The organism is Aurantibacter aestuarii, assembly GCF_003008425.1.
Lineage (GTDB): Bacteria > Bacteroidota > Bacteroidia > Flavobacteriales > Flavobacteriaceae > Aurantibacter > Aurantibacter aestuarii.
On sequence record NZ_PXOQ01000009.1, the window covers coordinates 718,500 to 733,894 of the forward strand.

Annotated in this window: 14 protein-coding genes; 2 read left to right on the plus strand and 12 right to left on the minus strand. The window is 32.3% G+C overall.

The window, feature by feature from the left end:
- The first annotated feature begins 42 nt into the window (after positions 1–42).
- Both meaB and C7H52_RS09940 read left to right on the plus strand, forming a co-directional pair.
- Positions 43–1,134 (plus strand): methylmalonyl Co-A mutase-associated GTPase MeaB, encoded by a 1,092-nt coding sequence (gene meaB / locus C7H52_RS09935; RefSeq protein ID WP_106463745.1) that lies wholly within the window; start codon positions 43–45, stop codon positions 1,132–1,134.
- Positions 1,134–1,838 (plus strand): glycosyltransferase family 2 protein, encoded by a 705-nt coding sequence (locus tag C7H52_RS09940; protein WP_106463746.1) that lies wholly within the window; start codon positions 1,134–1,136, stop codon positions 1,836–1,838. Before meaB ends, C7H52_RS09940 begins: the two co-directional genes overlap by 1 nt.
- Here C7H52_RS09940 and C7H52_RS09945 read toward each other — a convergent pair.
- The 12 genes from C7H52_RS09945 to guaA form a co-directional block, all read right to left on the minus strand.
- Positions 1,835–2,419, minus strand: a complete 585-nt coding sequence (locus C7H52_RS09945; protein ID WP_106463747.1) for a phosphatase PAP2 family protein — start codon at positions 2,417–2,419, stop codon at positions 1,835–1,837. The two genes, C7H52_RS09940 and C7H52_RS09945, sit on opposite strands and share 4 nt — an antisense overlap.
- 56 nt (positions 2,420–2,475) lie before the next feature.
- Positions 2,476–2,703 carry a hypothetical protein gene (locus C7H52_RS09950; RefSeq protein ID WP_106463748.1) on the minus strand — a complete coding sequence of 76 codons (228 nt, stop codon included), beginning with the start codon at positions 2,701–2,703 and terminating at the stop codon, positions 2,476–2,478.
- A gap of 51 nt (positions 2,704–2,754) precedes the next feature.
- A complete protein-coding gene (locus tag C7H52_RS09955) occupies positions 2,755–4,134 on the minus strand; it encodes an MATE family efflux transporter (RefSeq protein WP_106463749.1) in 1,380 nt (459 codons plus the stop codon).
- 91 nt (positions 4,135–4,225) lie between these two features.
- Positions 4,226–5,167: an NAD(P)H-dependent flavin oxidoreductase gene (locus C7H52_RS09960; RefSeq protein WP_106463750.1), complete on the minus strand. Its 942-nt coding sequence runs from the start codon at positions 5,165–5,167 to the stop codon at positions 4,226–4,228.
- Between the two features lie 24 nt (positions 5,168–5,191).
- Positions 5,192–6,382, minus strand: a complete 1,191-nt coding sequence (gene mnmA, locus C7H52_RS09965) for a tRNA 2-thiouridine(34) synthase MnmA (protein WP_106463751.1) — start codon at positions 6,380–6,382, stop codon at positions 5,192–5,194.
- Between the two features lie 126 nt (positions 6,383–6,508).
- Positions 6,509–7,216, minus strand: coding sequence for a toxin-antitoxin system YwqK family antitoxin (locus C7H52_RS09970; protein WP_106463752.1), 708 nt, complete (start codon positions 7,214–7,216; stop codon positions 6,509–6,511).
- 91 nt (positions 7,217–7,307) lie between these two features.
- Positions 7,308–9,200 carry a membrane protein insertase YidC gene (yidC, locus tag C7H52_RS09975; protein ID WP_106463753.1) on the minus strand — a complete coding sequence of 631 codons (1,893 nt, stop codon included), beginning with the start codon at positions 9,198–9,200 and terminating at the stop codon, positions 7,308–7,310.
- An 81-nt stretch (positions 9,201–9,281) separates the two neighbouring features.
- Positions 9,282–10,898 carry a CTP synthase gene (locus C7H52_RS09980; protein ID WP_106463754.1) on the minus strand — a complete coding sequence of 539 codons (1,617 nt, stop codon included), beginning with the start codon at positions 10,896–10,898 and terminating at the stop codon, positions 9,282–9,284.
- Positions 10,899–10,965: 67 nt separating this feature from the next.
- The gene (locus tag C7H52_RS09985) at positions 10,966–11,202 is read right to left on the minus strand and encodes a DUF3820 family protein (RefSeq protein WP_106463755.1); all 237 of its coding nucleotides are present in this window, start codon (positions 11,200–11,202) and stop codon (positions 10,966–10,968) included.
- On the minus strand, positions 11,202–11,738 hold the full coding sequence (locus C7H52_RS09990) for a hypothetical protein (RefSeq protein WP_106463756.1): 537 nt from the start codon (positions 11,736–11,738) through the stop codon (positions 11,202–11,204). Before C7H52_RS09990 ends, C7H52_RS09985 begins: the two co-directional genes overlap by 1 nt.
- 8 nt (positions 11,739–11,746) lie before the next feature.
- On the minus strand, positions 11,747–13,756 hold the full coding sequence (locus C7H52_RS09995; protein WP_146130037.1) for a LysM peptidoglycan-binding domain-containing protein: 2,010 nt from the start codon (positions 13,754–13,756) through the stop codon (positions 11,747–11,749).
- A 59-nt stretch (positions 13,757–13,815) separates the two neighbouring features.
- Positions 13,816–15,348 carry a glutamine-hydrolyzing GMP synthase gene (gene guaA / locus C7H52_RS10000; RefSeq protein WP_106463758.1) on the minus strand — a complete coding sequence of 511 codons (1,533 nt, stop codon included), beginning with the start codon at positions 15,346–15,348 and terminating at the stop codon, positions 13,816–13,818.
- Positions 15,349–15,395: the final 47 nt, after the last annotated feature.

Sequence of the window (15,395 nt, forward strand, 5' to 3'; positions counted from 1 at the left end):
GAGTTAGTTTTCTTAACTTTAAATCGGTAAATAGATTGTTTTTTGAAACCAAATAAAAAATCTGCTTTAGAAGAAAAAAAACCACTTGTGTCTCCCGAAACAACAAGCAGCGCTGCTATACAAAAAATAAAAGAAAAGCGAGCAAAAAAAACAAATCCTGAACATCTAGTTCGTCAAATTTTAGCTGGTAATATTACCGCTTTAAGTCAAGCAATTACTCTTGTAGAAAGCAAAAATAACTTACACCTAAAAACAGCAAATCACATTATAAATAACTGTTTACCTCATTCTGGTAATTCTATCCGAATTGGTATAACTGGTGTTCCTGGTGTTGGAAAAAGTACTTTTATTGAAGCTTTAGGTAATTATCTTACTACTAAAAATCATAGAGTTGCGGTTTTGGCAGTAGACCCAAGTAGTTCTATTACAAAAGGTAGCATTTTAGGAGATAAAACCCGAATGGAAGATTTAGTAAAAAACGAAAACGCTTTTATTCGACCTTCAGCTTCCGGAGATTCACTTGGTGGTGTTGCACAACATACCAGAGAAAGTATTGTTTTATGCGAAGCTGCTGGTTATGATGTTATTATTGTTGAAACCGTTGGAGTTGGACAAAGTGAAACCGCTGTACACAGCATGGTAGACTTCTTTCTATTATTAAAGCTTGCTGGAGCTGGTGACGAGTTACAAGGTATTAAACGAGGTATTATGGAAATGGCAGATACCATAGCTATAAATAAAGCAGATGGTGATAATTTAAAAGCCGCTAAACTTGCAAAAGTAGAATTTAATAGAGCATTACATCTGTATCCGTTAAAAGTTTCAAGATGGCAACCCAAAGTGGTACTATGTAGCGCGTTAAAAAATGAAGGGATAAGTGACATTTGGAACGTTGTCAAATTATATATCTCCCAAACTAAAGAAAATAATTCCTTTAGTGACAAGCGAAAAGAGCAGAATACATACTGGTTTTTACAAACCATAAACGATGCATTAAAACAAGAATTCTACTCTAATTCAAATATAGAGATTGAGTTACAAAAACGAATCCTGCAAATTGAAAACTCAAAAATTTCACCATTTACTGCGGCTAGAGATTTATTACAATTATATTACAGTTCAAAAGAAATTTAATGTTTACCATTCTTGTTCCGGTATATAATGAGGCAGAAGCTTTAGACGATTTAAAAAACGCCTTGTTAGATTATTTAAAAATAGCGGCTTTACCTACAATGGTATTGTTTATAAATGACGGTTCATCGGATGAAAGCTTAAATCTTATTCAATCTTACAGTGAATCTTACAAGGTATTTCAATACATTTCTTTAGAAAACAACCGCGGATTAAGTACAGCACTTAAAGCAGGAATAGATCATACTAAAACAGAATACTTAGGTTATATTGACGCAGATTTGCAAACGAAACCAGAAGATTTTAATCTGTTGCTTTCATTTCTTCCGGAATATGATTTTATAACAGGTATTCGAGTTAATCGACAAGATTCTTTTATTAAAAAAATAAGCTCTAAAATTGCAAATACAGTAAGAAACTGGTTCACAAAAGATGGTTTAAAAGACACAAATTGCCCTCTTAAAGTCATAAAAACCAATGTGGCAAAAAAAATTCCTTTTTATAAAGGAGCTCACCGCTTTTTACCAGCCTTGGTCATGCTTCAAAATGTAAGCGTAAAAGCAATAGAAATTCCGCATTATAGAAGAATAAAAGGCTATTCCAAATTTGGTATTAGCAATCGTTTAGGAACTTCTCTAATATTTTGTTTTATCTATCTTTGGATGAAAAGAAATAAAATAACTTATACTATTACGAAACAAGATTAAGATTGTTTTTTAACAAGTGTAAATCGACTATGTAGATATTTATTCAGTTTATAAAACATAAAGCCTGAAAAACCTCCAAATAAAGCTCCAGAAACTACGTCTAAGGGATAGTGAACACCAATATATATACGACTGTAACCCATACACAAAGCCCAAATAATAAGCACTACTATTAAATACTTATATTTATAGCGTAACATTAGTCCAGAAAAAATTGCTACCGCCATAGAATTACTTGAATGTCCTGAAAAATAACCATAAGCACCTCCACATCTCGATTTTACAAGTCGCATTAATTCTGCAACGCCATCTTGATGACAAGGTCTTGGTCTTGCAAAACCAGATTTAAATAAATTGGTTACCTGGTCTGTAAAAGTTATCATAAAAACTATAAGCACTAATGTTAACACAAACATTTTCGTGTTATATTTTTTAAACATTAAATAAGCTAGAATAGCATAAAAAGGAATCCAGTGTAATTTTGCAGTATAGGTTAACCAAAAAGCATCCCAATATTCGTTACCTAAATTGTTTAAAAACAAAAATAATTCTTGGTCTTGCTGTATTAATTGGTCAATCATAGTTGCACAAAAGTAAAAAAAAGAGATTATAGAATTCTTAAAATTAAATTAAAGGTTTAGTCGTCATAACGAGCCACTTCTCTATCATAAAATGCAGTAGCCTGCTCAATCAAGCCTTCCATTTCAAGCTCAAGTTCTTTCTCATCTTCTGCGTCAAAATCTTCCAACCATTCTACCTCATCATCTTCTAGGTTAATTATAAATCGAGGAAAATCAGTATGAATAACAAATATCGCACTAGGAAAATCGGTGTTATCTCCTAATATAAATTTTGGTAATTCCATATAGTTATGTATCTATTATGTTTTTAATTAATTCTGTATATTAAGTCAAAGTTAATTATTACTAGAGTAAATTAAGCGTTTTGTTAAATAATTAAATCGAATAAACAACAATACCGCCGCAGTAGTTAGTCCCGCGAGTAAACCCAACCAAATACCAAAACTTCCATACATATCTGCTTTACCAAAATACCAGCTTATAGGAAAACCAATGATCCAATAAGAAATAAATGTAATTATGGTAGGTATTTTTACATCTTGTAAACCTCTTAATGCGCCTAATACAATAACTTGTAAACTATCACTAATTTGAAACACAGCAGCTGCTAATAATAATTTAGATGCTATTGCTACAACTTCCATATTATCTTTTAAATTAACAAGATCATTAAAATCTACATAAAGTTTGGGTAAAGCAACATTGAAAATAGCAAATGACACTCCAAAAACTACTGCTAGAATAAATCCAAAAAAGAATATAGAAACTGCAATTCGTCTTAAATCTATAAAGTTTCGTAATCCTTTTTGGTTTCCTACTCTTATCATTGCTGCTACACTTAACCCCATAGCAACCATAAAAGTCATAGAACTTAAGTTTAATGCTATTTGATTGGCTGCTTGAGGGTTTTTACCCAATAAACCGCTTAACCAAATAGCCGATGTAAAAATACCAACTTCAAAAAACATTTGCATAGCACTTGGCATTCCTAAACTTATAATTTTTTTAAGCTTTGCTTTTTTTAAACTGAAAAACTTAATATTGGTTACATATTTTGTGGACTTCTTTTTTTTCTTCAGTAAAAACCATAAATGCCACAACATAACAAAACGTGAAATTAATGTTCCATAAGCAGCTCCAACAATCCCCATCTCCGGAAATCCTAACTTACCAAAAATTAAAACATAATTTAATGCAATGTTTACAATGTTAGCTAATAATGTAGCGTACATAGGGTATTTAGTTAAAGATAGCCCATCACTAAACTGTTTAAAACCTTGAAAAATAATTAGTGGTACTAAAGAAAAAGCAACTAAATCCAAATATGGAATCGCTAGTTCAACTACTTCTATAGGTTGATTCATTAAAAACATTAAAGGTTTTGCAAAATATAATACGAGATATAAGCTAAATCCTAAGACTGTACACAAAAATAAACCGTGTTTAAACCCTGATTTACCTTCAGCAAAATTTTTACTTGAGTCTGCTTCTGCAATTAATGGCGTAATTGCTGTAGAAAAACCAATACCTATAGACATAGCAATAAACATAAAACTATTGCCTAAGGATACGGCTGCTAATTCTGCAGTCCCAAGTTGCCCCACCATAATATTGTCAACAAAACTCACAAAAGTATGCCCCAACATACCTAAAATAACAGGTGCCGCCAATTGCCAATTGTATTGAAACTCTTTCGTATAATTTTTTAATTGCATGAGGCAAAAATACTATTATTTAAAACTACACAATATGATATTTATAAAAAAAAGCAAGCTAAACAGCTTGCTTTTTTTTATAATTTGCACTTTACAACAAAATTATTTCTGCTTTAACCTGCTCAAATTCTTCGACAATTTCTTGTACAATATCTGCTACAGGTTTAACATCATGAATTAATCCTGCTATTTGCCCTATTTCAAGTTCACCTTCTTCTAAATCGCCTTCAAACATACCTTTTTTAGCTCTAGCGCGACCTAATAATTGTATCAAGTCTTCAACACTTGGTGCTGTTTTATATAACTCCTGTACGTCGTTAAAAAATTTATTTTTAACCAATCTTACTGGCGCCAATTCTTTTAAAGTCAGTTGTGTATCGCCTTCCTTAGCGTCTACAACTACTTTTTTAAAGGCCTCGTGAGCAGAACTTTCTGTACTTGCTACAAAACGACTTCCTATTTGCACACCATTTGCTCCTAAAATCATACACGCCAACATACCACGTCCAGTAGCAATGCCTCCAGCCGCAATAAGAGGTATTTTAATTTGCTCTGCTACCATGGGGATTAATGTTAATGTTGTAGTTTCATCACGACCATTATGTCCTCCAGCTTCAAAACCTTCAGCAACCACAGCATCTACACCTGCATCTTGTGCTTTTAAAGCAAATTTTAAACTACTTACCACATGAACTACAGTAATCCCTTTATCTTGTAACCATTTGGTCCAGGTTTTAGGATTTCCTGCTGAAGTAAATACAATCTTAACCTCTTCTTCAACAATAATATTCATAATCTCCTCTATGTTAGGATATAACATAGGAACATTTACACCAAAAGGTTTATTGGTCGCTTCTTTACACTTTTGAATATGTTCTCTTAACACATCTGGATACATACTTCCCGCTCCAATAAGCCCTAAAATCCCCGAATTACTAGCTGCGGAAGCTAATTTCCAACCACTATTCCAGATCATACCTGCTTGTATAATTGGATATTTTATATTGAAGAGTTTAGTTATACTATTTTCCATTTTGTTGTTCTTTTAAAATTCAAATTAACTCATAACACCAGAACCTAAAAGTTCATCTTCATGATACCAGGCTACAAACTGACCTTCGGTAATAGCCGATTGTTGGGCTTCAAATTCTACAAATAATCCTTTTTCAGTTTGAAAAAGCGTAGCATTTTCTAAAGTCTGGCGGTATCTAATTCTTGCTTTTACGTTTAAACTTTCACCGTTTTTAAGTTTTAAATCTTCACGAATCCAGTGTATTTCATCTGGTTTCACAAATACTACATTATTATATAAACCTTTATGGTTCTTGCCTTGTCCAGTATAGATAATATTATCTTCTACGTCTGTTTCAATAACAAATAAAGGTTCTTTTGTACCTCCAACACCTAAACCTTTACGTTGTCCTTTTGTAAAATAATGAGCGCCCTGATGTTCTCCAACAACTTTTCCATCTTCTTTTTTATAAGCAATTCGGTTAGCACGATAAGCCAACTCCTCTAACTTAGAACTAAATTGAGGTAATGGTCTGTAATAAGCTTCAAACTGATCTGATATTTCAACAATTTCTCCTTTTTTGGCTTTTAACTTTTGTTGAAGAAACTCTGGCAACCTCACTTTACCAATAAAACATAAGCCTTGAGAATCTTTTTTATCGGCCGTAATTAAATCGGCTTTTGCTGCAATTGCCCTAACTTCTGGTTTAAGTAATTCGCCCACAGGAAATAAAGCCTTAGCTAATTGGTCTTGTGATAATTGACATAAAAAATAAGATTGGTCTTTATTTTTATCTAATCCGCCTTTTAACTGGTATATTTTTTCGCCATTCACTTCTGTCTCAGTTTTACGACAATAATGACCAGTAGCGACAAAGTCGGCACCAAGTTCTAATGCAATTTTCATAAACACATCAAACTTAATTTCTCTATTACATAAAACATCCGGATTAGGTGTACGTCCTTTTTCATACTCGTTAAACATATAGTCCACAATACGTTCTTTATACTGTTCGCTTAAATCGACTGTTTGAAAAGGAATATTTAGTTTTTGAGTCACTAACATGGCATCATTACTATCGTCTAACCAAGGACATTCGTCCGATATGGTTACTGTATCATCATGCCAGTTTTTCATAAAGAGGCCAATAACTTCATAACCTTGTTCTTTTAGCAAATAGGCTGCTACACTAGAATCTACACCACCTGAAAGCCCGACAATAACTCTTTTTTTCATTTTTTATAACTAAGTTGCAAAGATAAGATTTTTAATTTTTCCAATAGAAGATTATACTATAGCTGTAAATAAAAACGAGCTTTTATTAATAACAATAAAAGCTCGTAATCATATTCTAAGAACTAATTATTTTTTCTCTTTCTTATAAGGATTTTTAGATTTTCTGGTTAAGTCTTTTTCTTCAACCAGTTTTCCGTCTTTGTAAAATTTCCAGATACCTTTACGCAAATCATTAGAATAATTACCTTCACTAAGTAAGTTTCCTTTTAAATCGTAAGTTTTATATAAGCCATGAAACATATTATCTTTATAAGTTTCAACTCTTAAAATTTTTCCTTTTTCAGAATAAGCTATACTCTCGCCTTGCAGACTACCATTAACATAATTGGTCGTTTCTGCAATAGACCCAGATAAATAGTAAACTGTTTTCATACCATCTAATTTCCCATCATTATTATAAAATTCCTGAGACATTAACTGTTTAGAGTCTTTATGATAGTATTTCCACTCACCTATATAGGTTTTATCTCGCATTTTACCTTCGCCCATAACATTTCCTTTAGCTGTATAAAAGGTCACCTGAGCCAAATCATCTGTTTCATTAAAAACACGCTTAGCCACAAGAACGGGCTTATTATTAATAGCTTCATAAAATTTAAACTCACCAACAGGTTTACCGTGATTAAACTGTCCTTCATATCTTAAAATTTCAGAATTATCAAAGGTTTTTTGCCATTTACCATGACGTTTACCATTTTCGTCCATTTGATTAAATTCTTGTGCAGAAAGTAACATGGTACATAAGAAACTAAATAGTATTAAAAGTGATTTCATAAATAGCTAACGTTTTATTACAATTTCTATTTTACAAAAAAACTGCCAAAATTTAAATTAAGGCAGCTTTTTTTATAAAATTATCTAAAATTTATTTTTTCTTTTGATTCTGAAGATTTTTTTGCTTTTCAGCTTCTTCCATCATTTCTTTCATTTTCTTTTGAAAACGATTCTCTTTTTTAGGTTTCGATTTATTCACTTCAATCTTAGCAAGGATTTTATCTTCGTCTAAAATTAAGTTTTTAATTACTAACAAAATACCAATACTAATTAAGTTAGAGATGAAATAATATAAACTTAAACCAGACGCATAATTATTGAAGAAAATTAACATCATAATAGGCGCAAAATAAATCATGTACTTCATGATTTTTGTCATATCTGGCATACCTTCTTGTTGCGGTGCCTGCATTTGTTGTTGCCCAGTCGTTAACTTCATGTAAAAGAAAATAGCTATTGCTGCCAATATTGGGAATAAACTTACATGGTCTCCATATAATGGTATATTAAATGGCAACTCTGCTACCACATCGTAAGACGATAAATCGTCTGCCCAAAGGAACTTTTTTTGTCTTAATGCGAATGCTACAGGGAAAAAGGTAAATAAGGCATAAAACACTGGCATTTGTATTAATGCTGGTAAACAGCCCGCAAGCGGACTTGCGCCTGCTTTGCTTTGCAGCGCCATAGTTTCTTGCTGTGCTTTTAGCTTATTGTTTTTATATTTCTCACGAATAGCGTCTAATTCCGGCTTCAGAATTTTCATTTTCATTTGCGATAAATACTGTTTGTATTGTACAAATGACATAGCCAGTTTAATTAAAACAGTCATTACAATAATAGCAATACCATAAGGTAAAAATCCGCTTAATAAATCGAATAACGGAATAAATAAGAATTTATTAATCCATCCAAAAATACCCCAACCGTAAGGAATACTTTCTTCTAAATCGTTCTCATACTGAGATAATATTTTACTGTCTGTTGGCCCAAAATATAATTGAAAATTACTAGCTAAATTATTACTCTTTAAATCTAAAACAGATTTTGCAGCATATTGCTTGGTAAACAAGGTATCAATTTCTTCATTTTTAACCAGGTCTCTTGACGCTAATGTCATTTTATTAAATGGCTGGTCTGCAACTAAAATAGAACTGAAGAAATGCTGACGAAATGATAACCATTTGACGTCTTGCTCAATTTCTTCATCTTCTCCAGTAGCCGATAATTTGTCTATTTCACCATCATCATAAGAATAGGTTAATCTGGTATATCTATTTTCATAAGATACACTTTGATCATGACTTATTGTTTTTAAAGTCCATTCTAAATCTACCTCTTTAGAACTATTAATAACCTGATCTAAACCAATAGAATTAATGCTAAAATCTAACATATAGTCATTAGGTTTTAAAACATATTTATACTCTAAAAATTTAGAATCTGAAACGTTTAACTTAAAAGAAACAATTGTGTTTTCTCCATTTTTAAACACTTTTGGTGCAAAATTGACGTCTTTGGTATTTAAAATTCGGTTATCTGTAGTTCCAAAATTTAAATTAAATGAAGAGTTATTGTCTTTAACAAGAAAAATATTACCATCATTAAAGTTGGTGTGTTTCTTTAATTTAACCTCGGCTAAATATGCACCTTTAGTATTAAACTTTAAAGAAAGCACCTCATTTTCTACAGTAATTAATTCTTCTTTAGCATTTGCTCCATAGGCGAATGCACCTAATTTGTTTTGTAAAGCAAGTGTTTTTAAAGAATCGTTTTCTGGAAGTTGTTCAGAAATTTGTTCAGCTTCTTTTACCGATGTTAATTCCTGTTTTGCTGCTTCTTTTTGTTTAGCAACTTGTTCTTGTTTTTCTTTTTCGGCTAATTCTTCAGGAGTTGGCTGGTTTTGCCACATCATAAATAATAAAATTCCGAAAATTAATACAAAACCTATAATCGATTTTGTGTCTATCTTTTTTTCTTCCATATTCTTATGTTAAGACTTTAAATAAGTCTAAAAGTTGTTTTCAAAAATGTGTCCATTCATTAAAATAATGTCATTATGACATTATTTACTCTGGTTATAGTCTAGTGCTGCTTTAACAAATGCCACAAATAATGGGTGCGGATTAGCAACAGTACTCTTATATTCTGGGTGATATTGCACACCAACAAACCAAGGATGATTTTGCACCTCAACAATTTCTACCAGTTTTGTATCTGGATTATAACCTGTAGCTTTCATTCCAGCTGTTTCAATTTGCTCTTTGTAAGCATTATTAAATTCAAAACGATGTCTGTGTCGCTCGGAAATTAATTCAGAATTATAAACGCTGTTGGCAATAGAATTTACTTCAAGTTTACATGACCAAGCTCCTAAACGCATTGTTCCGCCTTTATTAACTACATTTTTTTGCTCTTCCATTAAGTTAATTACAGGATGAGAGGTCTCTGGGTTCATTTCTACGGAATTAGCATCTTTCAAGCCTAAAACATTTCTTGAAAATTCTATAACTGCCATTTGCATACCTAAACAAATCCCTAAAAACGGAATATTGTTTTCTCGAACATACTTAATTGCCTCTATTTTTCCTTCTATACCGCGTTCTCCAAAACCTGGAGCGACCAAAACCGCATCTAGATGCGATAATTTATCTTTTACAGATTTAGGATCTAAATGCTCGGAATGTACAGATTCTACATTTACGCTTACTTCATTTTCTGCGCCTGCATGAATAAAAGCTTCTAAAATAGACTTGTAAGAATCTTGTAACTCTACATATTTACCAATTAAACCAATAGTTATAGTGGTTTTTGGATTTTTATGACGTTGTAAAAACTGGTTCCATCTGTCTAAATTTGGCACATCGCTTTTTAAATCTAAACTTTTTAAAACCACTTTATCTAAACCTTGGTCTAACATTAAATTAGGCACATCGTAAATGGTAGAAGCATCTATAGATTGTATAATTGCTTCTTCTCTTACGTTACAAAAACGTGCTAATTTTGTTCTAATTTCTTCAGGTAATTCATGTTCAGTTCTACACACCAAAATATCGGCTTGAACACCGCTTTCCATTAAGGTTTTAACACTGTGTTGTGTAGGTTTGGTTTTTAATTCGCCCGCTGCAGATAAGTAAGGAATTAATGTTAAGTGAATAACTAAAGCATTATGCTCTCCTAAATCCCATTTTAACTGTCTTACCGCTTCTACATATGGTAATGATTCTATATCTCCAACAGTTCCACCTATCTCGGTAATAACGATATCGTATTCTCCAGAATTTCCTAAAATCTGGATTCGGTTTTTTATTTCATCGGTAATATGAGGAATAACTTGAACGGTTTTTCCTAAAAATTCGCCACGACGTTCTTTGTCAATAACACTTTGGTAGATCCGACCTGTGGTTACGTTATTAGCCTGACTGGTAGGTACGTTTAAAAATCGCTCATAATGCCCTAAGTCCAAATCGGTCTCTGCACCATCTTCCGTAACATAACATTCGCCATGCTCGTAAGGATTTAATGTACCCGGATCGATATTAATGTAAGGATCTAATTTTTGGATTGTTGTTCTATAACCTTGCGCCTGTAAAAGTTTAGCTAAAGAAGCTGCTATAATACCTTTACCAAGAGAAGATGTTACTCCACCAGTAACAAATATGTATTTCGTTTGTGTTGCCATCATGCGTTTTTAACGCATGCAAAATTACGAATTCCTAATGAGAAATTCGGGTTAAGAATACATTTTATTATGGTTTGAAATTTTTTTTAATATTTCGGATTAAATCTTCTAAACCATTCATTTTTAGCATATGAACCATATTTAGCATTTTTCCTAATTTATTTTCAGGAAAACCTTTATTAAAATACCACACTACATAATATTCTGGTAGGTCAATTAAAAACCTTCCTTCATATTTTCCAAATGGCATTTTGGTATGAGCCAGTTGTATTAAAAACTGATGATCTTCCTTGGAAAAATTCATTATAAAGCAAAATCTTTTAAAGCTTCCAATTGTTCTTCAACTATAAGCTCCCATTTTTTTTGAGCTTCATAATTTCTAGAATAGTCAGACGCTTCATCGTATTTATTTTGAAACTTTGCTAAATCCTCGTTTACAGTTTTGTATGCTGTAGTAATTTGACTAATTAATTCTGGATTTGGTTTAAGTAAAGACAACTGCTTGCGTAGCAATCGTGAATGTAATTCTGTAATATTAAAATGAAATTGCTCATGACGCAAGATATGCTCATTGATTTGATCCTTTTTACACCATGATTTTTCTGGGTAAAAGTGACTAATAACCATAGCATCAAAACCAACAACACGATCTCCAACCCTACTTACCGAATAATTATAACTTATACCTGAAGCAGTTACCGCAGCAGCTGTAGAGTTTAAGTCTGGTCGTCCATTAAAATTGTCCCAGGATAACGCTAAGTCATTACGCCAAATAATTTCTGAGTCTTGCTGAAAAAGACTAAAACAAATTATAGAAATAAAAAAGGCTTTTAATGACATATTATTTTTTATTCTTGAACTTCTTCAATATTCAAATCATTATAGTTAACTAAATACACCGCATTGTTTTGAAAACCTCCTGTTTTCAGTTCACTATACATAAATTTATTTTCTAAATACTCAGTTAAGATATTGTTCTTAGCATTATCGTACACAGATGTGTTAGATAATAATCGTAAAACTACATCCATAGTTAAATCGAATCCTCTTACTGCATAAGAACTTGGAGTTTCATTATACTTGGCTTCATAATTTTTATAAAAACCTGTAGCAGAACTTGACTTAAACATTTTTGCAATACTAGGGTACATTAAACGTAACCTTGACAATTGTGCGTTTGATACATTATCGCTTTGAAAAGCCTCATTCATATTGGTTGTGGCTAACACGATATCTAAATTTGTTTGGTTATTTTTAGAATTTAATATACTTGTAACGTTAGACACGAACCCTTCTTCTTCTGTTTCCAGAAAAACATAATTTTTTCCAGTGTTTAGTGCATTAGATAATGTAGCTTCATAGATAAAAAATTGATCACTTCCATTTTTCTTATTTCGATTAGTAGTTAATACTTTAGCATTCGGAAATGCTTTTTCTAATCGTTTTGCCACAGCTTCATGCTTAGAATCGTGAAGTATCACGATATGTGCAGTAGAATCTTTTTTAATATAGTTAATGATTTTTTGTTCTAAAAAGCTTTCGTTAGGTCTAGTTTGAAAAACATTAGAACTAAATGCAACTTCTTTTGTTAATGGGGAAAAAACTGGGATGTTACTTAAAGATAATTTTGAAGCTAAGGCATCAAAATTCTTTGTCATTAATGGTCCTATAACTACATCCGTTTCATTTTCTAGTAACTCATTAGCTATATCCAGCGAGTTACTTTCTCTGTTGTTAGTATCATAAACCTTAACATCTAATTTTACATTCATTTTTTTTAATGAATCTAAAGCCATTTCTGCTCCTGCATAAAAGTCTAAAGCTATAGTCAAAAGTTTATCATTTTCTAGCTTGTTTTTAGCTAAACTTAACGAGTCGGTTTGAATAGTATTTAGTCTAAACGGTAAAACAATTGCTATTTTCTTTCTGTCTTTATTAGAGATATCACTTCCTAAATTAGTGGCTTGATTTTCTACTAAAATCATTTCATTGGTTGGCTTTACTTTTTCAGCTCCTAGATTTAATACCATACCTTCTTTTAAACCTGTTTCTTTTAACCCAGGGTTTAAAGTCTCCAGTTGCTCTTGAGATAAACCTAGTTTTTGAGAAAGTCTAAAGAACCCTTCTGCAGGAAGCACAGTATAGGTTTTAATAGCTACTGTAGTAGTACTTGGGATTTCTGTGTTTTTAATTTTAGGTACATTAATAATGTCATTTTCTTTTAAACCATCAACCAATTGCGGATTTAAAGCTTCTAACTCCTCAACCGTTATTCCAAAGTTTTTTGCTATACGCCATTTCCCTTCACTTTTTTTAACGCGGTATTTACCATTTGGCAATACACTATCTGTTATGATTGCTGGTTTTACTTCAGAAATAATTTCACTCTTTACTTCATTTTTTACTTCTGTCTTAAATAATGGAATTTTTAACTCGTCCCCTTTCTTCAATTCGTTAGCATATAAAAAAGAATTGTATTTTTTAATAGCTTCCTCTGTAGTGTTATACTGTTTAGACAGGCTGTATAAGGTTTCTTTTCGCTGAACTTTATGAGTCGTAAATTTCTCTAAGTTTTGAGTAACCTTAACAGCGTTACTCTTAACTGCCTTAACATTTGGAATTATTAAAACCGATTTTACTTTTAATCCTTTTTTAGAATCTGGGTTTAAATCGTAAATCTGATTGGCACTTACTTTATATTTTTTAGATAAAGCTTCAACCGTATCTCCTTCTTCAACCTTATGCGTTAAAAACTCCTGAGCATTCAATTGAAACGTCAAAATAAAAACCAGTGCACAAATGCTTTTCAAAACATATTTAATCATCATTCTATTATTATTTAAGTCTAAAAATGCCAAAATCTTTTAGTTTTATTATGATTTTGACATTTTCTTATACATTTAAATTTATTTAAGATTTATTCCCATTCTATTGTTGCAGGCGGCTTAGAACTAATATCGTAAACTACTCTGTTAACTCCTTTTACTTTATTAATTATGTCATTTGAAGTTTTTTGTAAAAACTCATATGGTAAATTTACCCAGTCTGCAGTCATTCCATCGGTACTTTCTACAGCTCTTAAAGCGACACATTTTTCATACGTACGCTCATCTCCCATAACACCAACACTATTAACCGGTAATAATATTGCTCCTGCCTGCCAAACCTTGTCATACAGACCCCAATCGCGTAATCCATTTATAAATACCGCATCAACTTCTTGTAAAATACGAACTTTTTCGGCAGTAATATCGCCCAAAATACGAATTGCCAAACCAGGTCCAGGAAATGGATGACGACCTAATAAGGTAGCGTCCATATCCATAGAAGCACCAACACGTCTTACTTCATCCTTAAATAAAGCTCTTAATGGCTCTACAATTTTAAGTTTCATAAAGTCTGGTAATCCACCAACGTTATGATGACTCTTAATTGTTGCACTAGGTCCGCCCGTAGCCGAAACACTTTCAATAACATCTGGATAAATGGTACCTTGTGCTAACCATTTAACATCTTTTAATTGGTTGGCTTCATCATCAAATACCTCAATGAACACACGACCTATAGCTTTACGTTTGTCTTCTGGGTCGCTCTTTCCTGCTAAGGCATCCAAAAAGCGTGCCGAAGCATCTACACCTTTTACGTTTAAGCCCATACCTTTATACTGTTCCAGCACATCGGTAAATTCATTTTTACGGAGTAAACCGTTATTAACAAATATGCAGTAGAGGTTTTTACCAATCGCTTTATGTAATAACATTGCCGCTACAGAAGAGTCTACACCTCCAGAAAGTCCTAAAACTACTTTGTCATTACCTAATTTAGCCTGTAGTTCTTCAACCGTTTCTTCTACAAATGCATTTGGTGTCCAATCTGGTGTAACCTTTGCTATTTTAACGAGAAAATTTTCAAGTAACTGTTTTCCGTCAGTAGAATGATATACTTCAGGATGAAATTGAATAGCAAACGTTTCTTCACCTTCAATTTTGTATGCAGCATTTTGCACATCATGTGTACTTGCTAAAAGTTTACCGTTTGTTGGTAATGTTTTTATGGTATCACTATGACTCATCCAAACCTGACTTCCTACAGTAATATTTTCAAAAAATAAATCGTCCTGAATAAAGCTTAAGTTTGCACGTCCATATTCGCGTGTGTTAGACTCTGCTACCTCGCCTCCAGAAAAATGAGCTAAATATTGAGCACCGTAACATACCGCTAATAAGGGTTTCTCGCCTCTAATTCCTTTTAAATCTGGATGAAATGCTTCTGCGGATCTTACAGACATCGGGCTACCAGAAAGTATAACCGCTTTATAGTCGTTTAAGTTTTGAGGAATTTTGTTAAATGGATGTATTTCAGAATAGATGTTAAGCTCTCTAACTCTGCGCGCAATTAGTTGTGTGTATTGCGATCCGAAATCTAATATGAGTACCTTGTCGTGTTGCATACGCAAAAATAATAATTGCTCTTAAACTAACTAAGAATTAAGGATTA

Bases quoted from the DNA above. Each gene is read 5' to 3' on its own strand.
- C7H52_RS09940 (WP_106463746.1), top strand. From the start codon at position 1,134: ATGTTTACCATTCTTGTTCCGGTATATAATGAGGCAGAAGCTTTAGAC.
- C7H52_RS09945 (WP_106463747.1), bottom strand. From the start codon at position 2,419: ATGATTGACCAATTAATACAGCAAGACCAAGAATTATTTTTGTTTTTA.
- C7H52_RS09950 (WP_106463748.1), bottom strand. From the start codon at position 2,703: ATGGAATTACCAAAATTTATATTAGGAGATAACACCGATTTTCCTAGT.
- C7H52_RS09955 (WP_106463749.1), bottom strand. From the start codon at position 4,134: ATGCAATTAAAAAATTATACGAAAGAGTTTCAATACAATTGGCAATTG.
- C7H52_RS09960 (WP_106463750.1), bottom strand. From the start codon at position 5,167: ATGGAAAATAGTATAACTAAACTCTTCAATATAAAATATCCAATTATA.
- mnmA (WP_106463751.1), bottom strand. From the start codon at position 6,382: ATGAAAAAAAGAGTTATTGTCGGGCTTTCAGGTGGTGTAGATTCTAGT.
- C7H52_RS09970 (WP_106463752.1), bottom strand. From the start codon at position 7,216: ATGAAATCACTTTTAATACTATTTAGTTTCTTATGTACCATGTTACTT.
- yidC (WP_106463753.1), bottom strand. From the start codon at position 9,200: ATGGAAGAAAAAAAGATAGACACAAAATCGATTATAGGTTTTGTATTA.
- C7H52_RS09980 (WP_106463754.1), bottom strand. From the start codon at position 10,898: ATGGCAACACAAACGAAATACATATTTGTTACTGGTGGAGTAACATCT.
- C7H52_RS09985 (WP_106463755.1), bottom strand. From the start codon at position 11,202: ATGAATTTTTCCAAGGAAGATCATCAGTTTTTAATACAACTGGCTCAT.
- C7H52_RS09990 (WP_106463756.1), bottom strand. From the start codon at position 11,738: ATGTCATTAAAAGCCTTTTTTATTTCTATAATTTGTTTTAGTCTTTTT.
- guaA (WP_106463758.1), bottom strand. From the start codon at position 15,348: ATGCAACACGACAAGGTACTCATATTAGATTTCGGATCGCAATACACA.